Origin of the sequence: Xanthobacter autotrophicus (assembly GCF_030015065.1) — a bacterium.
GTDB lineage: Bacteria > Pseudomonadota > Alphaproteobacteria > Rhizobiales > Xanthobacteraceae > Xanthobacter > Xanthobacter autotrophicus_D.
The window spans coordinates 13,831-31,575 of sequence record NZ_JAIVFN010000046.1 but is presented as its reverse complement, the minus strand read 5'-3'; the positions used below and the strand labels follow the sequence as shown (position 1 = coordinate 31,575).

19 protein-coding genes, 1 other RNA gene and 1 pseudogene are annotated in these 17,745 nt (G+C 69.5%); 14 read left to right on the top strand and 7 right to left on the bottom strand.

Annotated features, from left to right (window positions below):
* The 3 genes and pseudogenes from K9U40_RS11360 to tolQ form a co-directional block, all read right to left on the bottom strand.
* Window positions 1-289: pseudogene (locus K9U40_RS11360) on the bottom strand (cell envelope biogenesis protein TolA); the annotation flags it as partial.
* 7 nt (window positions 290-296) lie between these two features.
* Window positions 297-755, bottom strand: coding sequence for a protein TolR (gene tolR, locus K9U40_RS11355; RefSeq protein WP_282890306.1), 459 nt, complete (start codon window positions 753-755; stop codon window positions 297-299).
* A 3-nt stretch (window positions 756-758) separates the two neighbouring features.
* The gene (gene tolQ / locus K9U40_RS11350) at window positions 759-1,598 is read right to left on the bottom strand and encodes a protein TolQ (RefSeq protein WP_414114719.1); all 840 of its coding nucleotides are present in this window, start codon (window positions 1,596-1,598) and stop codon (window positions 759-761) included.
* A gap of 365 nt (window positions 1,599-1,963) precedes the next feature.
* Between tolQ and ssrS the strand changes: the two genes are divergently transcribed.
* The 4 genes from ssrS to K9U40_RS11330 all read left to right on the top strand — a co-directional run bounded on the left by ssrS (window position 1,964) and on the right by K9U40_RS11330 (window position 4,522).
* Window positions 1,964-2,117, top strand: a non-coding RNA gene (gene ssrS, locus K9U40_RS11345) — 6S RNA.
* A gap of 39 nt (window positions 2,118-2,156) precedes the next feature.
* Window positions 2,157-2,744, top strand: a complete 588-nt coding sequence (locus K9U40_RS11340; RefSeq protein WP_282890305.1) for a 5-formyltetrahydrofolate cyclo-ligase — start codon at window positions 2,157-2,159, stop codon at window positions 2,742-2,744.
* Window positions 2,745-2,782: 38 nt separating this feature from the next.
* A complete protein-coding gene (locus tag K9U40_RS11335; protein WP_282890304.1) occupies window positions 2,783-3,604 on the top strand; it encodes a TIGR00282 family metallophosphoesterase in 822 nt (273 codons plus the stop codon).
* A gap of 168 nt (window positions 3,605-3,772) precedes the next feature.
* A complete protein-coding gene (locus tag K9U40_RS11330) occupies window positions 3,773-4,522 on the top strand; it encodes a YebC/PmpR family DNA-binding transcriptional regulator (protein ID WP_282890303.1) in 750 nt (249 codons plus the stop codon).
* 150 nt (window positions 4,523-4,672) lie between these two features.
* On the opposite strand, the gene K9U40_RS11325 is transcribed toward K9U40_RS11330, so the two are convergent.
* Complete coding sequence (locus K9U40_RS11325) at window positions 4,673-5,101, bottom strand: MerR family transcriptional regulator (protein ID WP_282890302.1); 429 nt, start codon at window positions 5,099-5,101, stop codon at window positions 4,673-4,675.
* 444 nt (window positions 5,102-5,545) lie between these two features.
* On the opposite strand from K9U40_RS11325, the gene K9U40_RS11320 reads away from it, so the two are divergent.
* The 4 genes from K9U40_RS11320 (at window position 5,546) to ruvA (ending at window position 9,691) form a co-directional block, all read left to right on the top strand.
* The gene (locus K9U40_RS11320) at window positions 5,546-7,948 is read left to right on the top strand and encodes an SEL1-like repeat protein (protein WP_282890301.1); all 2,403 of its coding nucleotides are present in this window, start codon (window positions 5,546-5,548) and stop codon (window positions 7,946-7,948) included.
* Window positions 7,949-8,087: 139 nt separating this feature from the next.
* Window positions 8,088-8,597, top strand: a complete 510-nt coding sequence (ruvC, locus tag K9U40_RS11315; RefSeq protein WP_282890300.1) for a crossover junction endodeoxyribonuclease RuvC — start codon at window positions 8,088-8,090, stop codon at window positions 8,595-8,597.
* A gap of 31 nt (window positions 8,598-8,628) precedes the next feature.
* Window positions 8,629-9,060, top strand: coding sequence for a DUF1772 domain-containing protein (locus tag K9U40_RS11310; RefSeq protein ID WP_282890299.1), 432 nt, complete (start codon window positions 8,629-8,631; stop codon window positions 9,058-9,060).
* 19 nt (window positions 9,061-9,079) lie between these two features.
* The gene (ruvA, locus tag K9U40_RS11305) at window positions 9,080-9,691 is read left to right on the top strand and encodes a Holliday junction branch migration protein RuvA (RefSeq protein ID WP_282890298.1); all 612 of its coding nucleotides are present in this window, start codon (window positions 9,080-9,082) and stop codon (window positions 9,689-9,691) included.
* Window positions 9,692-9,699: 8 nt separating this feature from the next.
* Here the strand turns inward: ruvA and K9U40_RS11300 are convergent, their stop codons facing one another.
* Window positions 9,700-10,230, bottom strand: coding sequence for a flavin reductase family protein (locus tag K9U40_RS11300; protein WP_282890297.1), 531 nt, complete (start codon window positions 10,228-10,230; stop codon window positions 9,700-9,702).
* A gap of 305 nt (window positions 10,231-10,535) precedes the next feature.
* Here K9U40_RS11300 and ruvB point away from each other — a divergent pair, with 305 nt between their 5' ends.
* From ruvB to ybgC, 4 genes are all read left to right on the top strand, one after another.
* A complete protein-coding gene (ruvB, locus tag K9U40_RS11295) occupies window positions 10,536-11,567 on the top strand; it encodes a Holliday junction branch migration DNA helicase RuvB (protein ID WP_282890296.1) in 1,032 nt (343 codons plus the stop codon).
* Between the two features lie 53 nt (window positions 11,568-11,620).
* Entirely contained in the window at window positions 11,621-12,256 is a 636-nt protein-coding gene (locus K9U40_RS11290) for a TetR/AcrR family transcriptional regulator (protein WP_282890295.1), read from the top strand.
* A gap of 87 nt (window positions 12,257-12,343) precedes the next feature.
* Window positions 12,344-12,757, top strand: coding sequence for a DUF2852 domain-containing protein (locus K9U40_RS11285; RefSeq protein ID WP_282890294.1), 414 nt, complete (start codon window positions 12,344-12,346; stop codon window positions 12,755-12,757).
* 193 nt (window positions 12,758-12,950) lie between these two features.
* Window positions 12,951-13,460 (top strand): tol-pal system-associated acyl-CoA thioesterase, encoded by a 510-nt coding sequence (gene ybgC, locus K9U40_RS11280; RefSeq protein ID WP_282890293.1) that lies wholly within the window; start codon window positions 12,951-12,953, stop codon window positions 13,458-13,460.
* Between the two features lie 152 nt (window positions 13,461-13,612).
* On the opposite strand, the gene K9U40_RS11275 is transcribed toward ybgC, so the two are convergent.
* Together K9U40_RS11275 and K9U40_RS11270 are read right to left on the bottom strand one after the other, a co-directional pair.
* Window positions 13,613-13,996, bottom strand: coding sequence for a cell division protein ZapA (locus K9U40_RS11275; protein WP_282890292.1), 384 nt, complete (start codon window positions 13,994-13,996; stop codon window positions 13,613-13,615).
* 5 nt (window positions 13,997-14,001) lie between these two features.
* Window positions 14,002-14,307 carry a DUF4164 domain-containing protein gene (locus K9U40_RS11270; protein ID WP_282890291.1) on the bottom strand — a complete coding sequence of 102 codons (306 nt, stop codon included), beginning with the start codon at window positions 14,305-14,307 and terminating at the stop codon, window positions 14,002-14,004.
* Window positions 14,308-14,637: 330 nt separating this feature from the next.
* Here K9U40_RS11270 and tkt point away from each other — a divergent pair, with 330 nt between their 5' ends.
* The gene (gene tkt / locus K9U40_RS11265) at window positions 14,638-16,629 is read left to right on the top strand and encodes a transketolase (RefSeq protein WP_282890290.1); all 1,992 of its coding nucleotides are present in this window, start codon (window positions 14,638-14,640) and stop codon (window positions 16,627-16,629) included.
* A 108-nt stretch (window positions 16,630-16,737) separates the two neighbouring features.
* The gene (gene gap / locus K9U40_RS11260; protein WP_282890289.1) at window positions 16,738-17,745 is read left to right on the top strand and encodes a type I glyceraldehyde-3-phosphate dehydrogenase; all 1,008 of its coding nucleotides are present in this window, start codon (window positions 16,738-16,740) and stop codon (window positions 17,743-17,745) included.

The window sequence follows — 17,745 nt, the reverse complement described above, 5'->3', positions numbered from 1 at the left end:
GGGGAGGGGGCGGCGCGGTGGCTTCCACCGGCGGCTTTTCGCTCGCCTTCAGCTTGGCATCCTCGACGGGCGTGGGATCGCCCACCTTTTCGGCGATCTGCTTCGGCGCGTCGGCCTTGGGGGCGTTGCGGGCACCCTTGGTGAGCTTGGTGTAGTCGGAGATGGAGATGACATCGACCGGCAGTGATTCCGGCATGGGCTCGAACGGCTTCGCCCCGGTGAAGGACACCAGGGTCAGAACCAGGACGCCCGCATGCAGGAGCGTCGATGCCGCAATCCCCGCGCGCATCGGCTCATCAGCCTCCCTGTTCCACTTCGGTGACGAGCGCCACCTTCTTGAAGCCCGCGCCCGACAGGCGCCCCATGACCCGCATGATCGTCCCGTAGTTCGCCTTCCTGTCGCCCCGCACGAAGATGCGCTCCTCAAGGCCGCCGCGGGCCTGGGTCACCGCTTGCAACTTCGAGACCAGATCCTCGTACTTGATCTCGCTGTCGCCCAGATAGACCTGCCCGTTCTCGCGCACCGAGAGGGTGATGGGTTCCTTGTTGTCCTGGTTCACCGCATTGGCCTGCGTCTGCGGCAGGTCGATGGGAACGCCGACGGTGAGCAGCGGTGCCGCCACCATGAAGATGATGAGCAGCACCAGCATGACGTCCACCATGGGCGTCACGTTGATCTCGGCCATTACGGGCGGCGCGCGGCGGCGCGTACGCCGGCTCTGCCACCCTGCCGATCCGCCTCCCGCCATGCCCATGGATCAGCCCCGTTCGTCGATCTGGCGCGAGAGGATCGCGGAGAACTCGTCCGCGAATCCCTCCAGCCGCTGGGCCTGACGCCCGGTCTGGGAAATGAACTTGTTGTAGAAAATCGTCGCGGGGATGGCCGCAATGAGGCCCATCGCGGTCGCGAACAGGGCTTCTGCGATGCCCGGCGCCACAACCGCCAGCGAGGTGTTCTTGGAGGCGGCGATGGACTGGAACGAGGTCATGATGCCCCAGACCGTGCCGAACAGGCCGATGAACGGCCCCGCCGAGCCCACGGTGGCGAGCACCAGCAGGCGCGATTCGAGCCGCTCCACCTCACGGGCGATGGTCACGTTCATCACCTTGTCGAGGCGCTGGTTGAGCCCGGCGAAGGAGCGGGCGCCGCCCTCATAGGTGCGTTTCCACTCGCGCATGGCGGCGACGAAGATGGCCCCCATGCCGTGGTTCGAGCGCCCGGCGAGGGTGCGGTAGAGGTCTTCGAGGCTCTGCCCCGACCAGAACACCTGCTCGAAGCGGTCCATCTCGCGCTTGTTGCGGGAGAACAGCATCCATTTGTCGATGATGATGGCCCACACCCAGATGGAGGAGACGATCAGGCCGATCATCACCAGCTTCACGACGAAGTGGGCCTGGAGGAACAGGCCGAGGAAGGAGATGTCGGCCGCCGGCGCGGCCAGCGGCGCCTGGGAGAGGTCCTGCGCAAGGCCCGCCGCAGGCAGCAGGGCGAGGGCGGCGGCCGGGATCGCCGCCAGAACGGCGCGACGGACGGCCGCGGCCATCGGCGGGGCAAGGTGGCGGGACACGATGCCGGAACGGCGTGTCAAATCAGTCATTCTCGGCTCCGCTGCCTTGCCCGTCCGGGAAAGGCGCTTCTGCGCTCGGGCGCCGGGCATGTGCCCGGCCCAGAGCCTCCGGCTCCCGCGATGGCGCGCCGCCGCGCGGAAACGTCTCGGCCGGAAACCCGTTCGAAGTTCGCGGGCTCTTTGAGCGAGCGAGTCTGTCCAAACTTTGACGGGCCGGCCGGTTCGTGCTGCGATGCGATCATTCCGCGGCACGCAGGAAGCTGTGCACGGACACGCTTAATGCCGGGTTAGCGCGCGGGGCCGGCGCGCGAGGATCGTTCCGGATTCCCCCGGCTTCAGGCTTTCTTCCGCCTTTTGGGGTGGCGCTCGTGCGGTCCGGTGCCTACATTGGTGAGGCGGGGCTGCGGGGCACGTTAGGAGACATTTCCCCGGGGCCTTATCGATCCTTAAGGGAGCTGTCCCTGACCTCGTCCCTGGACCTGGACACACGGCGCCCACCTACGTTGTAGGTTCCCGGGATCGACCTCCGACGACCATTGTGGCTCCGCACGCTTGCCTTTCCAGCCGACATCATCGCCTCTTCCCATCATGGACATCGCCGCCGAAAAGAAGCGCCTGCGCGCCCTCGCGCTCGGACGCCGCGCGGCCATGGGCGATGAACGCCGGGCCGAAGCGTCCCGTGCCGCGGCGGCCCATGCCCTTGCGGCCGTGGGCGCGGTGGATGGGCGCACCATGGCCCTCTTCGCGCCATTCCGGGACGAGATCGACACCGCCCCCCTCGCCGACGCCCTGCGCGCCGCCGGGGCGGTCACTGCCCTTCCCGTCATCGTCGCCCGCGACCGGCCGCTTCTGTTCCGCCGCTGGGACACGGACACGGCGCTCGTCCCCACGGGTCCCTTCCGCATTCCCGAGCCGGGTCCCGAGGCGCCGGAACTCGTTCCCGACGTGCTGCTGGTGCCCCTTGCCGCCTTCGATCGGCGCGGCTTCCGCGTCGGCTACGGCGCCGGCTTCTATGACCGCACCCTCGCTGTGCTGCGCGCGCAGCGCTCCGTGCGCGCCATCGGCTTTGCCTTCGCGTGTCAGGAAGTGGAGCATGTGCCCGCCGAGGGCCATGACGAGCCGGTGGACATGATGGTAACGGAGATCGAAGCTTGGGCCGTCGGCCCCCGCGCCTGATCCGGCTTTCGCCCCCGCTTGTCATTGGACCGTCCTGAATGCGTATCCTGTTCCTCGGTGATGTGGTCGGCCGCCCCGGCCGGGAATGCGTCGTCTCCCGCCTGCCGGGGCTCGTGAGCGACTGGAAGCTCGACCTCGTGGTGGTGAACGGGGAGAACGCCGCAGGCGGATTCGGCATCACCGAGGCCATTTACGCAGACCTCCTCGCCGCCGGGGCCGACGCCATCACCCTCGGCAACCATGCCTTCGACCAGCGCGAGGCCCTCGTCTTCATCGAGCGGGCGCCGGCGCTGGTGCGGCCCATGAACTATCCGGCCGGTACCCCCGGACGCGGCGCCGCCCTCGTGGAAGCAAAGAACGGCGCGCGCGTGCTGGTGCTGAACGTCATGGGCCGCGTCTTCATGGATCCGCTGGACGATCCCTTCGCGGCCCTCGACCGGGCGCTGGACGGGGCGGCGCTGGGCGCGATGGTGGATGCGGTGGTGGTGGACGTGCACGCCGAGACCACCAGCGAAAAGCAGGCCATCGGCCATTATTGCGACGGGCGTGCCTCCCTCGTGGTGGGCACCCACACCCATGTGCCCACCGCCGATTACCGCATTCTCGCGGGCGGCACCGCCTACATGACCGATGCCGGCATGTGCGGGGCCTATGACGGCGTCATCGGCATGGACAAGGACGAGCCCCTGCGCCGCTTCACCCGCAAGCTCGCCTCCGGCCGCTTCGAGCCGGCGACGGGGCCGGCGACGCTTTCCGGCGTGGCGGTGGAGACCGATGACCGCACCGGCCTCGCCATGCGCGTCGCCGCCGTCCGCCTCGGCGCGGGGCTCGAGGAATCGCGGCCGTCCTTCTGGGAATGACGAAAGGGAAGGCGGGACGCCGGCGCCGGGAGCCGGCGTCATGCTGCACCCGCTTTCTTGCGCTTTTCCCCGCCGCGGACCTATAAGGCCGGCTCCAGTCAACACGATCGGTCCGGGCAGCGCTGCAGCAGCGGGGCGCGGGATCTGCATTCAAGGAATGGTGGCGGCATGGCCGGGCATTCGCAATTCAAGAACATCATGCACCGCAAGGGGCGGCAGGATGCGATGCGCTCCAAGCTGTTCTCCAAGCTGGCACGTGAAATCACCGTCTCGGCCAAGATGGGCCTGCCCGACCCCAACATGAACGCGCGCCTGCGCGCCGCCATCCTCGCGGCCCGCGCCGAGAACATGCCCAAGGACAATATCGAGCGCGCCATCAAGAAGGCGTCGGGCGCCGACGGCGAGAATTACGACGAGATCCGCTACGAGGGCTACGGCCCCGGCGGCGTGGCTGTCATCGTCGAGGCGCTGACCGACAACCGCAACCGCACCGCCTCGGAAGTGCGGTCCTTCTTCACCAAGTCCGGCGGCAACCTTGCCGAGACGGGCGCGGTGTCGTTCATGTTCGACCGGGTGGGCGTGATCGAGTTCGCCGCCGGCAAGGCCGACGCCGACGCCATGATGGAAGCCGCCATCGAAGCCGGTGCCGACGACGTCTCCTCGTCCGAGGACGGGCACGAGGTGGTGTGCGCGGCGGAGAATCTGGCGGAAGTGCAGCGGGCGCTGGAAGCCAAGTTCGGCGAGCCGAAGAAGGCCGCCCTCGTGTGGCGGCCGCAGAACACCATCGCGGTGGACGACGAGACCGGCGAGAAGCTGCTGCGGCTCGTGGAAAACCTCGAGGACAATGACGACGTGCAGAACGTCACCGCCAATTTCGAGCTGTCCGAGGCGCTGCTCGCCAAGCTGAACGCGGACTGAGCCTGCCGCACCGTCCGTTCGGGGGCGGGCCCCCTGATTCGCGGAAATGAAAAAGCTCGTACCGATCAGGGCGCATTGCCGTGGGATCGGTACGAGCTTTTTGTTTGGCAGGCGGTCATGGCCGGTCGAGGCTGCTTCCGCCCGCTGGAATCAGGCGGCGAGCGCCATCGCCATGGTCTTCAGCTCTTCGATGGCCGCGTCGATCTCGGAGCGCTGGCGCTCGAGCTGGGCCAGCTGGGTGAGGCAGCGGTCACGGGTCAGCGACAGGCCGGCCTGCTCGCCGTCATGGGCCGCGACCAGAGCCCGGATCTCGGCCAGCGTGAAGCCGAGATGCTTGCCCTTGAGGATGACCGCCAGGCGGCTGCGGTCGGCTTCCGAATAGAGGCGGGTCATGCCGTCGCGCCGCGGCGAGAGCAGGCCCTTGTCCTCATAGAAGCGCAAGGCCCGCAGCGTGATGCCGAATTCGCGGGCGAGGTCGCCGATGGTGAAGAGCGCGCCCTCCCGGGTGGCCTCGGCGGCCGCCGTGCCGGTGTGCAACGCCGGGGTGGCGAACCCCTGCTCGAACGTCTTGGCGTCCATACGTCTGGTCCCCTTCGCGGGCCCGGCCGCCGCAGGCTGTGCGGCGCGGGGTTTGGATCGGTCTGCATTGATGATCGCGTCGCCGCAGCATTCCGCAGCGCAATTATGGCTTAGCGTTCACCGGGGCCGGAGGGGAGGGTTTGCAGGCTACCGTAGGGGAAAGTAACAGTTACAACATCGTATCTTCAATGGCTTGGAGGAGGCGGCCGAAGCCGATCCGGATGACGTTACGGCATCTTTTGGGTGGGTCGAAGGCCGGGTCGGAAGCCGGACCGGCTCGGAATATGTCGCGGACGGTGGCAAATCGGGCGCGATGTTAACGGCGGATTTACCAAGAATTGAAACTCTCCGTTCAGTGAATCACCAAACTGGCACGGTAATAAGAAACCTCCCAACCCGTGCCCCGGGGAGGCCGGAATGGAGCGGACGGAGCGCACGGCCCGAATGCATGCTGCGGCAGGAGCCGCCCCCCTGTGGGCCGACAGGCGGGCCGGCACGGGCGGCGACAATGCCGATGTCCCGGCCTGGGACGTCTACGACATCCAGTCCTCCACCATCGAATCCCTGCGCGGCGAGGTGAGCGCCCTGCGCGAGCGCCTCGCCCATGCCGCGCCCAGGCGCGCCGTGCAGGAGATGGACAAGGCCATCACCCTGCTGTGCCGGCGGGTGGACGAGATCCGCGAGGCGGATGCGCGCCGGGACGACGGCGACTGTGCTGTCGCCGAGGAGCTTGCCGCCATCAGGGCCGGCCTTGCCGCCCTGAGCGAGCCGGCCCATGTCCGAGCCCTTCATGAGGGACTCGACGCCCTCGCGCGCCGGATCGACCTGATGGCGGCCCGCGCGGTGGACCCGGTGGAGGTCGCCCGCCTGACCGGGCAGATGGAGGAGATCCACGCCCTGGTGCTCCGCGCCGCGGAGCGTCAGGACGGCCACGCCGCGCTCCACGCCCTGACCCAGCGCCTGGAGGCCTGCGCCGCAGCGGTGAGCCACGCCGGCGAGGAGACGGCCCGGCGCGTCGCCGAGGCGACCGGCTCCTTCGAGCGCAAGGCCGAGGCGCTGCTGAGCCAGGTCATCGCGATGGAAGCCCGCGCCCGCGCCGGTGATTCGGCGGCGGCGGAAGACCTGCGCCGTTCGCTGCTTGGCGCACTCGAAGGCGTCCACCGCCGCCTCGATGCCCTGTCGAGCACCATTTCCGGGCAGGTCACCAGCCTTTCGCCGGCCATCGGCGCCGAGGTGACGCAGCGCCTGTCCGCTTTGTCGGAGCGCATCGCCGCGGCCGAGGAGGCCGGCAAGGCGGTCATCACGCCCCTCGCCGACGCGGTGGAGCGCACCCTTGCCGAGCTGAGCGCCCAGTTCCGTGACACCCATGCGCGCCTCGACCGGCTGGACGACATCGAGACCCAGCTCCAGCAGTTGGTCGGCGAGATGCGCCGGGAGATGCATCATGTGCGCGAGACCACCCATGTCGCCACCGCCGAGGCGGTCGCGGCCGTGGCCGCCAAGGTCTCCGAGGATCCGGACGGCGCCGCGGTGGTGGGGCTGAAGCGGGGCCTCGCCGCCCTGGAGGCGCGGCAGGACGAGATCGAGCGCCGCGCTGGCGAGATCCTCGCCGCCGAGCTGGAATACGAGCTGCGCGACATGGCCGTCGCCCTCGACCGGGAGGGCGATGGCTCCTTCGCCCCCCGTCCGGCGGGTTGGACTGCGGATCGGGCAGCCGCGACGGCCGGGGCCGAGGTGCAGGAGGCCATTTTCGAGGCTGCGCAGCCGGCCCCCGAAACGCCGGATGCCGCTGCCGTATGGCCCCGGGGCCCCCGCCGTTCCGAGCGGACCGGTTCCGGTCCGGCAGGTCCGGACCGGACCGGGAACGGTGATCCGCGCCCCCGGCTCGATCGGCGCAGCCGCGCCGCGCGCCGTGACGGGACGCGCGGGCGGCACGCTGCAAAAGGGGTGCTGGGCCTCATCTTCGCCCGCAAGCGGCACGTGGCCATGGTGGCGCTTCTTGCCGGCGCCACGACGGTTTTCGCCGGCACCGCCGCCGGCCTCGCCTGGCGCAACGGGCCGGACCTGCTCTCCGGCGTCACCCAGGTTCTGCGCCGGCTGTCCGCACCTGCGGTCGCCGGCGTGACGGCGGGGGACCTGCCGGCGCCCATCGGCCCGACGGCGCTGCAATCCGCCGCCCGCGCCGGTGATCCCGCGGCCGCCTTCCTGGTTGCCGGCCGCTACTCGGAAGGGCGCGGCGTGGAGGCCGACCCCGAGGCCGCGGTGAAATGGCTGGCCTTCGCCATGCAGCGGGGTTCGGCCCCGGCCGCCCACCGTCTCGGCGCACTCTATGAATCCGCCGGCCGCGATCTGGCCGAGGCCCGGCGCTTCTATGAATGGGCCGCGGCACAGGGCAATGTGCGGGCCATGCACGCCCTCGCCATGATGCTGTGCTGCGGCGCCGGCCAGACGCCGGACTGGACCGAGGCGGAACGCTGGTTCCGTGCCGCCGCCGAGCTGGGGTTCCGCGACAGCCAGTACAATCTGGGCGTCATCTATGCCCGCGGCCTCGGGGTCGCGGCCGATGCAGGGGAAGCCTTCAAGTGGCTGAGCCTCGCCGCCGCCCAGGGCGACGCCGACAGCGGCCGCAAGCGCGACATCCTCGCCCGCGAGGCCGATGGCGCCACCCTGACCAAGGCGCAGCAGGCGGTCGCGACCTTCGTTCCCGCCCGCCAGAATGTGAGCGCGAACCTGGTGGAGGTCCGGCCGGAATGGCAGGAGGAGAGCCCCGGCACTCCGGTCGCCGCCCTCACCAGCCGCAGCAAGAGCGCAACCCGTCTCGCCAGCAGCGCGGCGACGGTGAAGTGAGCCGTCACCCCGCCGCCTTCGGCTGCAAGCTCTTCCGCGCGCCCGATGCCGGTGTTCCGGCCGGCTCCTTCGCCCACCGGTCGGATATGGCCTTCCGCTTGCCCTTCCCTTGCCGGGGCGTCTCCCCCACGGTGCGCCCATGGACATGAACGCGATTCGCATCATTGGCCTCGATCCGGGACTGAGGCGCACGGGCTGGGGGGTGATCGACGTCACCGGCTCGCGCCTCGCCTTCGTCGCCTGCGGCACCATCCTGCCGCCGGAGCAGGCGCCCATGGGCGAGCGGCTCGCCACGCTGCATCGCGAGCTCCTGAGCGTGATCGAGCGTTTCTCGCCGCATGAGGCGGCGGTGGAGGAGACGTTCGTCAACATGAATCCGTCTTCCACCCTGAAGCTGGGTCAGGCCCGCGGCGTGGTGCTGCTGGCGCCGGCCCAGATCGGGCTGCCCGTGGCCGAATACGCCGCTCTCCTGGTGAAGAAGAGCGTGGTGGGCGCCGGCCGCGCCGAGAAGGCGCAGGTGCGCATGATGATCGGCATCCTCCTGCCCAAGGCCACGCCCGAGACCGAGGACGCTGCCGACGCGCTGGCGGTGGCCGTCACCCACGCCCACCATCGCGGCGCGGCTGCGCGCGCCCGCGCGGTGCTGTAGAGTCCGGCACTCTCACCGCGGGGGGCGGGCCATGATCTTCGGACATCTGGCACTGGTGGCGGCGGCGCTGTTCACGGGCGCCGCCTTCTATATCAATGCCGTGGAGCAGCCGGCGCGGCTCGGGCTCCCGGATGGCGCCGCCCTGAGGCAATGGAAGCCGGCCTACCGGCGCGGCTTTGCCCTGCAGGCGCCGCTGGCGCTTATCGGCGCGGTCCTGGGGGCGGTGGCCTTCAGCCGCGACGGGGACTGGCACTGGCTCGCCGGCGGGGTGCTGATGCTCGCCAACTGGCCCTATACGCTCATCGGCATCATGCCCACCAACCGGCGCCTGCTGGCCATGGACGAGGGCGCGGCCGATGCCGAGACGCGGCGCCTCATCACCAATTGGGGCCATCTGCACATGGTGCGCACCGGCCTCGGTGTGCTGGCCACCTTCGTCTTCCTGTGGGCGGCTGTGACATGAGCCGGCGGAAAGGCCTGTGATGATCGGAAAGCTCAAGGGCGTCGTCGATAGCGTGGAAGAGGACCATGTGATCCTCGACGTGCACGGCGTCGGCTATCTCGTGCACTGCTCGGGGCGCACCCTCTCGGCCCTGCCGCGGGCGGGCGAGGCGGCGGCGCTGTTCATCGAGACCCATGTGCGCGAGGACCAGATCCGCCTGTTCGGCTTCACCTCGGCGGCGGAGCGGGACTGGTTCCGCCTGCTGCAGGGGATCCAGGGCATCGGCACCAAGACGGCGCTGGCCGTGCTCTCCACCTTGAGCGCATCGGAGCTGACCCAGGCCATCGCGCTGGGCGACAAGGCCACGGTGGCGCGGGCGCCGGGGGTGGGGCCGCGCGTTGCGACGCGCATCGTCACCGAGCTGAAGGACAAGATGCCGGGCTTTTCCGCGTCCGAGCCGCTGGTGGCCCCGCCCGGCGCCATCGCGCCGGAGCAGGGGGGCGCGGCGGCGGATGCGGTCTCCGCCCTCGTCAATCTGGGCTATGGCGTGCCTCAGGCCAATGCCGCCGTCGCCGCCGCCCTGCGCGGCGCGGGGGAGGGGGCCAGGACCGAGACGCTGATCCGTCTCGGGCTGAAGGAACTGGCGAAGTAGCGGACGCTTCAGGGCATCCGGGATGGCAGCTTCAGGGTGTCGCCGTCCACCACGAAGCTGCCGTAGCCCTGATGGTGGATGGTGCGCGGCGCCTTCCGGGCCGGGTCGCGCCATGCCTTGACCACCTCCAGCACGAACAGGTTGAAGTGGTTGACGAGGCGCGTCTCCACCACCCGGCATTCGAGATTGGCGAAGCACTCCTCGACCAATGGCGCCGACACCAGGGCGGCGGGTCGCGGCGTGAGGCCGATGGTGGCGAACTTGTCTACGTCGCGGCCGGAGCAATTGCCCACCTTCACCACCTTGTCGGCCAGTTCCACGGCGGGAATGGCGATGACGCACTCTTTGGTGGCGCGCAGGGCCGCGAAGCTGAAGTCGCCCTGCGAGACGATGCACGCGATGAGGGGTGGCGTGAACTCCACCATCATATGCCACGACATGGCCATGACATTGGCGCGGCCGCGATGGGCCGTGGTGAGCAGCACGACCGGTCCCGGCTCGATGAGGCGGTAGACTTCGCAGAGGGGAAGGTCCTTCATGGCAGGCCTCCAGGGCGCAAGGCGACGCCACCGCCGGCCGGACTCGCGGCGCAGGGCATCTAGCTATTACCAACCTAGGCGGAATCTGCCCTGCCGGCGTTGCGGCGTGTCATGGATGGCAGGCGTGGATAGCAGGCGTGGACGGCGGGCGTGGGTCCCCGCGTTCCGCGCCGATGCCCGTTCCCCTTCCGTACCCGGCCGGTGCACTCTACAGTCGCGCGAGTCGCCGGGCGCGGGAGGGCATTCTCCCTGCGAGCCGGGATCCACCACGCTCGCAAGCGCTCCACGGGAGCAAGGCCTCGTTTATGAACACCCGCCTCCTCTCGGGCGAGAAGCGCGGCGAAGACGCCGCCGATTCCACGCTGCGGCCCCAGCTCCTGCAGGAGTTCGTGGGGCAGGCGCAGGCGCGCGCCAATCTGGAAGTGTTCATCAAGGCGGCGCGGGCGCGCGGCGAGGCGCTGGACCATGTGCTGTTCGTCGGCCCGCCCGGCCTCGGCAAGACCACGCTGGCCCAGATCATGGCGCGGGAGATGGGGGTGGGCTTCCGTTCCACCTCCGGCCCGGTGATCGCCAAGGCGGGGGACCTTGCCGCCATTCTCACCAATCTCGAAGAGCGCGACGTGCTCTTCATCGACGAGATCCACCGCCTCTCGCCGGCGGTGGAGGAAATTCTCTACCCCGCCATGGAGGATTACGAGCTGGACCTCGTCATCGGCGAGGGGCCGGCGGCGCGCTCGGTGAAGATCTCGTTGCCGAAATTCACGCTGGTGGGCGCCACCACCCGCTCGGGCCTGCTCACCACGCCGCTGCGCGACCGCTTTGGCATTCCGGTGCGGCTCCAGTTCTACACGGTGGAGGAGCTGGAGAAGATCGTGGTGCGCGGGGCGCGGGTGCTCGGCATCGCCATCGCGCCGGACGGCGCCACCGAGATCGCCCGGCGGGCGCGGGGGACGCCGCGCATCGCCGGCCGCCTGCTGCGCCGGGTGCGCGACTTCGCTTTGGTGGCCGACGCCGAGCGCATCGACCGCAAGGTGGCCGATCGCGCCCTGCTGGCGCTGGAGGTGGACGCCGCCGGCCTCGATGCCATGGACCGGCGCTACCTTTCCGTGATCGCCGACTATTATGGCGGCGGTCCGGTGGGGGTGGATACGCTTGCCGCTGCCCTGTCCGAGCCGCGCGACGCCATTGAGGAGATCGTGGAGCCGTTCCTGGTGCAGCAGGGTTTCATCCAGCGCACCCCGCGCGGACGCGTCCTCACCGCCACCGCCTTCCGCCATCTCGGACTGCCGGAGCCGGCGGCGGTCAAGCCGCTGCCTTTGTTCGACGAAGGCGAATAGGCCGTCGTCATGCCCATCGACGCCACCCTGCGGCCAATGTACATCACATTCACATGAGCTGGTCCCGGAACGGAGAAACGCGGTCCTACCATCACGGCAACCTGCGGGAGGCCCTGATGCGGGCGACGCTCGACCTGATCGGGGAGAAGGGCGTCGCCGGCGTCACCTTCGCCGAGACGGCGCGGCGCGCGGGGGTGAGCGCGGCTGCCCCCTACCGCCACTTCCGCGACCGCGACGAGTTGCTGGCGGCGGTGGCCTCGGTGGGCTTCGACCGGCTGGCCGATGCCCTCACCGCGGCGTGGCAGAACGGCCGGCCCTCGGCTGCAGTGGCCTATGAGCGGGTAGGGCGGGCCTATCTCGATTTCGCCCGGCGGGCGCCGGCGGAATATGTGGCCATGTTCGAATCCGGCTTGCCGGCGGATGGCCATGAGGGTCTGCAGCAGGCGGGCAATCGCGCGTTTGCCGTACTGCGCGAGGCGGCTGAAGTTCTGGTCTCTCACATTCCCGGCCCGGTGCGCCCGCCGGCCCTGATGGTGGCGCTCCACACCTGGTCGCTGGCCCACGGGGTGGCGTCCCTGTTCGGCCGGGCCGATTCCGCCCGGCGCAAATTGCCCATGGGCCCGGACGAACTGCTGGAAGCCGCATTCCTGATCTATCTGAAGGGCCTCGGCGCGCCCTCTGACAGCTGAGGCTGCCCCCGACAGCCGAGCCATTGACAAGAAGCCGGCCTGTGCCTATCTATGTAAATGTTATTAACATTAACCGGGACCGCGGCCATGGAGCTCGCTTACAAGCTCGACAGTTACGGCAAACCGGCGTGGATCGCGCTTACGGTGCTGGGCTTTGCAGTCTGGTGGCCGCTGGGGCTCGCGATCCTGGCCTTCGTGATCGGGAGTGGACGGATGGGATGTGGTGCCAAGCGCGGCTTCGGCCGCTGGCAGGAAGAGGGCGGTGATGCCCTGCGCGGCGCCTTCGGGCGCTGGAGCCGGACCATGCCGTCCAGCGGCAACCGCGCCTTTGACGAATACCGTCAGGAGACGCTGCGGCGGCTGGAGGAGGAGCAGAAGGATTTCCGCGACTTCCTCGAGCGCCTGCGCCAGGCCAAGGACAAGGCCGAGTTCGACCAGTTCATGGCCGACCGCCGCCGCCGTGCCGCCGAGCCGGACACCGAGGCCCCCGCCGGGAACTGATCGCGACGGCTCCGGTCCCCGACCGGGACCGGGAATGGCGCGCTCAAGCGCCCCCCGCTGGGACCGTGAGTAAAGCTCCCCGGCCCCTTGCGTGATCCAATTCCTGCGGCGCGTTGCCGCCGCGGGCCTGTCGTTCCCGTGTTCAGCCGCGCCCTTTGTTCACAAGGGGCGCGGTCTCGTCTATGAGGGCGACATGATCGAGCGCCCGAAGCTTTCCCCGTCCGATCCGCATCTTCACCTGGCCGGGCAACTGGTGCCCGGCGGCCATGCCATGCATGTGCGCGTCTATTATGAAGACACGGATTTCTCCGGCATCGTCTATCACGCCAACTATCTGAGATTCATGGAGCGGGGCCGCTCGGACTATATGCGGCTGCTCGGCGTGTTCCAGGGCGAGTTGTTCGAGCAGGCGGCGCAGGAGGCGCCCGGCTTCCACTTCGTCGTCCGCTCCATGCAGATCGACTTCCGCCAGCCCGCCCGCATCGACGACGTGCTGGAGGTCGCGACCTATTCCAAGGACGTGGCCGGCGCGTCCATCACCCTGCTGCAGCAGGTGAAGCGCGGCGGCGAGGTGCTGGTGTCGGCGGTGGTGCGCGTCGCCTTCGTGTCGGAAGGCCGCGCCAAGCGCATTCCCGATGCGCTCCGCAAGGTGACGGCGGACGACGCCCGCAAGGCGCAGGAACTCGGCACCCTCGGTCGCTGACGGCGCACCCTCCGTCCTGTGCCCTCGGCGGCCAGGGATCGAAGCCGTTATTCTCCGTCGCGCAGCCGGCGCGGTTTTGCCCGGCAAAGGCGCCGGTTCGGGACAAGCCTGCCTGGGCGCTGCTTGGGCGCTGCTTGGGCGCTGCCTGGGCGTCAGCCCATTCCGACCGAGCCGCGCTCCTTGGGTGCGATTTGGGCCACCAGTTGCTCGATCCGCTCGGCCACCTGGTCGATGGTGCGCGCCACCTCCTCCTCGCTCGCCTCGATGCGGGCGATGGCGGAGGCGCGGGCATCGCGCTGGCTTTCGATGTCGCTCTCCAGGGCGCCGATGCGCCGGCGCGCCTCGGCCAGCTCGTCGGCGATGGTGATGGCCGCCATCACCACGAGGCGCTGGTCGCCGATCTCGCCGAACGCGGTGCGCAGCTGGGAGATGCGGCCGTCAATGTCGTGGGCGAGGCGGATGAGGTGGTCTTCCTGCCCCTCGTCGCAGGCCATCCTGTACTGACGACCGGCGATGGTGACGGAAACGTGGGGCATCCGCGTCAGCCGCCGTGAATCGCGAGCACGTCGCGGATGGTGCTCATGGCCACGTCCAGCCGGCGGATGATCTCGCGGCCCACTTCCTCCACTTCGCCGGCGTCGGCCTTCGCCAGGTCGAGTTCGGCAGCGAGGCGCGCACGATCGTTGCCCATGGCGTGGAGCTGGGCGAGGAGGGCCTCCTGGTGGCGGTCGGTCTCGCTGCGGCGCTCCAGCGCGTCGCTGAGGGCGTCGAGGGCCGCATGGAGGCGCCGGGTCGCGGCCTCGATGGGGGCGTCCTGCAGCGGGGGGCGATGCTTCAGCGCATACATTGGCAAAGTGTAGCCGAGTCGGACGGCGCGGCGCCAGACTTTCCCGACCTGTCAACATGGTCGCTCAAGGGAGGACGGTCGGTGGGCCTCCTTCTTTCCGCATTTGCGAATGCTGCAATGCGGAAGCTTTGCTGCAGGCGCGACGATGCGGCGCGGGGCTGGTTCGGCTCCTCGGCTTGACGTTCGTGGACGGGGCAGGTTTGACAGCCATGTGGGCCTTGGTACAAGGCGGCCGACAATGGCCGGATGACCCAAAAGGGTCCGCCACAGCTCGAGGTTGTCTCAGGCAGGGCGACGCGACCGGAATCCGGCGCGGGAGAAACGGAATTCATGCTGAGCCGCACGAGTCACGACCGCATGGCCAATGCCATCCGCTTCCTTGCCATGGACGCGGTGGAAGCTGCCAATAGCGGTCATCCCGGCCTGCCCATGGGTGCTGCGGACATCGCCACCGTCCTGTTCACCAAGGTCCTGAAGTACGATCCCACGCGCCCGTTCTGGCCCGATCGCGACCGCTTCGTGCTGTCCGCCGGCCACGGCTCCATGCTGCTGTATTCGGTGCTGCATCTCGTCGGCTACGAGAAGGTGACGATCGACGAGATCAAGCGCTTCCGTAAGCTCGGCTCGCTCACCCCCGGCCATCCCGAGAATTTCGTCACCGAGGGCATCGAGACCACCACCGGCCCGCTGGGCCAGGGCATCGCCACCGCCGTGGGCATGGCCATGGCCGAGCGCGCGCTCGCCGCCCGTTTCGGCAAGGAGGTGGTGGACCACCATACCTTCGTGCTGTGCTCCGACGGCGACCTGATGGAGGGCATCAGCCAGGAGGCGGCGGACCTCGCCGGCCACCTGAAGCTCTCCAAGCTCATCGTCATGTGGGATGACAACGGCATCTCCATCGACGGCGCCACCTCCATCTCCGGTTCCACGGACCAGCTGGCGCGCTTCGCCGCCTCGGGCTGGGCGACGACGCGTGTTGACGGCCACGATCCGGAGGCCATCCTCGCCGCGCTGACCGCCGCCAAGGCCTCCGACCGCCCGACCCTGATCGCCTGCCGCACCGTCATCGGCTTCGGCTCGCCGAAGAAGGCGGGCTCGGAGAAGGTGCACGGCTCGCCGCTCGGCGCCGACGAGATCGCCGCCACCCGCGCGGCGCTCGGCTGGGACGCCGCGCCGTTCGAGATCCCCGCCGATGTGCTCGCCGGCTGGCGCGCCGCCGGCGCCGCCGGATCCGCCGCCCGCGCGGCCTGGGAGGCGCGCCTTGCCGCCGCGCCCGCCGCCGACCGGGCCGAGTTCGAGCGCCGCATTGCCGGCACGCTGCCGCAGGCGCTGGAAGGCGCCATCGTCGCCGCCAAGGAGAAGGCGGTGAAGGACGGCGGCGCGGTGGCCACCCGCAAGTCGTCCGAGATGGTGCTGGACATCATCACCCCCGTGGTGCCGGAGATGATCGGCGGCTCGGCCGACCTCACCGGCTCCAACAACACCAAGGCCAAGGGCGCGAAGGCCGTCACGCCGGACGATTTCGCCGGCAGCTTCGTGCATTGGGGCGTGCGCGAGCACGGCATGGCCGCCGCCATGAACGGCATGGCCCTGCACAAGGGCCTCGTTCCCTTCTCCGGCGGCTTCCTGGTGTTCTCGGACTATTGCCGCCCGTCCATCCGCCTCGCCGCGCTCATGGGCGAACGGGTCATCCATGTGCTGACCCACGATTCCATCGGCCTCGGCGAGGACGGGCCGACCCACCAGCCGGTGGAGCACCTCGCCGCCCTGCGCGCCATCCCCAACCTCCTGGTGATGCGCCCCGCCGACACGGTGGAGACGGCCGAGTGCTGGCAGATCGCGCTTGAGGCGGAAGGGCGGCCCTCCGCCCTCATCCTGTCGCGCCAGAACCTGCCGCTGCTGCGCACCGACGCCACCGCCGAGAACCGCTCGGCGGGCGGCGCCTATGAGATCGTGGCGGCCTCGGCCAAGGCGCAGGCCAGCCTGTTCGCCACCGGCTCCGAGGTCTCGCTCGCGGTGGAAGCCGCCAAGCTTCTGGAGGCGCAGGGTGTGCCCACCCGCGTCGTCTCCATCCCTTCGTTCGAACTGTTCCTCGAAAGGCCCGCCGCAGAGCGGGCAAAGGTGATCGGGGACGCTCCGGCCAAGGTGGCGGTGGAAGCCGCCATCCGCATGGGGTGGGACGCCATCGTCGGTTCGGATGCCGCCTTCGTGGGAATGACCTCGTTCGGCGCCTCGGCGCCTGGAAAGGACCTTTTCGCCCATTTCGGACTGACCCCGGACAAGGTCGCGGCCAAGGCCCTCGACCAGCTCCGGCAGGTGTGATCATCGGCGCACGGCGGGCGCGACCAGGCCGCGCCGCGGGCTCTTCCGCGGGTGCGCAACGCAGTTTCGCAGAGGCCGGGCTTCAAGCCGGCTCAAGGAGGACCCAATATGAGCGTCAAGGTGGCCATCAACGGTTTCGGTCGCATCGGGCGTAACGTTCTGCGCGCCATCATCGAATCGGGCCGGACCGACATCGAGGTGGTGGCGATCAACGACCTCGGCCCGGTGGAGACGAACGCCCACCTGTTCCGCTTCGACAGCGTGCATGGCCGCTTCCCCGGCGAGGTCAAGGTTGCCGGGGATACCATCGACGTGGGCCGCGGCCCCATCAAGGTGACCGCCGTGCGCGATCCCGCCCAGCTGCCCCACAAGGAGCTGGGTGTCGAGATCGCGCTCGAGTGCACCGGCATCTTCACCGCCCGCGACAAGGCGGCCGCTCACCTCGCGGCCGGCGCCAAGCGCGTGCTGGTCTCGGCCCCGGCCGAGGGCGCCGACCTGACGGTGGTCTATGGCGTGAACCACGACAAGCTCAGCTCCGAGCACCTCGTGGTCTCCAACGCGTCCTGCACCACCAACTGTCTCGCCCCCGTCGCGAAGGTGCTTCACGATGCCGTCGGCATCGAGAAGGGCTTCATGACCACGATCCACTCCTACACCGGCGACCAGCCGACGCTGGACACCATGCACAAGGACCTCTACCGCGCCCGCGCGGCGGCCATGTCCATGATCCCCACGTCCACCGGTGCCGCCAAGGCGGTGGGCCTGGTGCTGCCGGAGCTGAACGGCAAGCTGGACGGCACCTCCATCCGCGTGCCGACCCCCAACGTCTCGGTGGTGGACTTCAAGTTCATCGCCAAGAAGGCCACCAGCAAGGACGAGATCAACGCCGCCGTCATCGCGGCCGCGACCCAGCAGCTGAAGGGCATCCTCGGCACCACCGACCAGCCCAACGTCTCCATGGACTTCAACCACGACCCGCACTCCTCCACCTTCCACCTGGACCAGACCAAGGTCCTGGAAGGCACGCTGGTGCGCGTCCTGTCCTGGTACGACAACGAGTGGGGCTTCTCCAACCGCATGGCCGACACCGCAGTCGCCATGGGCAAGCTCGGTTGA

Bases quoted from the DNA above. Each gene is read 5' to 3' on its own strand.
- tolR (WP_282890306.1), bottom strand. From the start codon at position 755: ATGGGCATGGCGGGAGGCGGATCGGCAGGGTGGCAGAGCCGGCGTACG.
- tolQ (WP_414114719.1), bottom strand. From the start codon at position 1,598: ATGACTGATTTGACACGCCGTTCCGGCATCGTGTCCCGCCACCTTGCC.
- K9U40_RS11340 (WP_282890305.1), top strand. From the start codon at position 2,157: ATGGACATCGCCGCCGAAAAGAAGCGCCTGCGCGCCCTCGCGCTCGGA.
- K9U40_RS11335 (WP_282890304.1), top strand. From the start codon at position 2,783: ATGCGTATCCTGTTCCTCGGTGATGTGGTCGGCCGCCCCGGCCGGGAA.
- K9U40_RS11330 (WP_282890303.1), top strand. From the start codon at position 3,773: ATGGCCGGGCATTCGCAATTCAAGAACATCATGCACCGCAAGGGGCGG.
- K9U40_RS11325 (WP_282890302.1), bottom strand. From the start codon at position 5,101: ATGGACGCCAAGACGTTCGAGCAGGGGTTCGCCACCCCGGCGTTGCAC.
- K9U40_RS11320 (WP_282890301.1), top strand. From the start codon at position 5,546: ATGCATGCTGCGGCAGGAGCCGCCCCCCTGTGGGCCGACAGGCGGGCC.
- ruvC (WP_282890300.1), top strand. From the start codon at position 8,088: ATGGACATGAACGCGATTCGCATCATTGGCCTCGATCCGGGACTGAGG.
- K9U40_RS11310 (WP_282890299.1), top strand. From the start codon at position 8,629: ATGATCTTCGGACATCTGGCACTGGTGGCGGCGGCGCTGTTCACGGGC.
- ruvA (WP_282890298.1), top strand. From the start codon at position 9,080: ATGATCGGAAAGCTCAAGGGCGTCGTCGATAGCGTGGAAGAGGACCAT.
- K9U40_RS11300 (WP_282890297.1), bottom strand. From the start codon at position 10,230: ATGAAGGACCTTCCCCTCTGCGAAGTCTACCGCCTCATCGAGCCGGGA.
- ruvB (WP_282890296.1), top strand. From the start codon at position 10,536: ATGAACACCCGCCTCCTCTCGGGCGAGAAGCGCGGCGAAGACGCCGCC.
- K9U40_RS11290 (WP_282890295.1), top strand. From the start codon at position 11,621: ATGAGCTGGTCCCGGAACGGAGAAACGCGGTCCTACCATCACGGCAAC.
- K9U40_RS11285 (WP_282890294.1), top strand. From the start codon at position 12,344: ATGGAGCTCGCTTACAAGCTCGACAGTTACGGCAAACCGGCGTGGATC.
- ybgC (WP_282890293.1), top strand. From the start codon at position 12,951: ATGATCGAGCGCCCGAAGCTTTCCCCGTCCGATCCGCATCTTCACCTG.
- K9U40_RS11275 (WP_282890292.1), bottom strand. From the start codon at position 13,996: ATGCCCCACGTTTCCGTCACCATCGCCGGTCGTCAGTACAGGATGGCC.
- K9U40_RS11270 (WP_282890291.1), bottom strand. From the start codon at position 14,307: ATGTATGCGCTGAAGCATCGCCCCCCGCTGCAGGACGCCCCCATCGAG.
- tkt (WP_282890290.1), top strand. From the start codon at position 14,638: ATGCTGAGCCGCACGAGTCACGACCGCATGGCCAATGCCATCCGCTTC.
- gap (WP_282890289.1), top strand. From the start codon at position 16,738: ATGAGCGTCAAGGTGGCCATCAACGGTTTCGGTCGCATCGGGCGTAAC.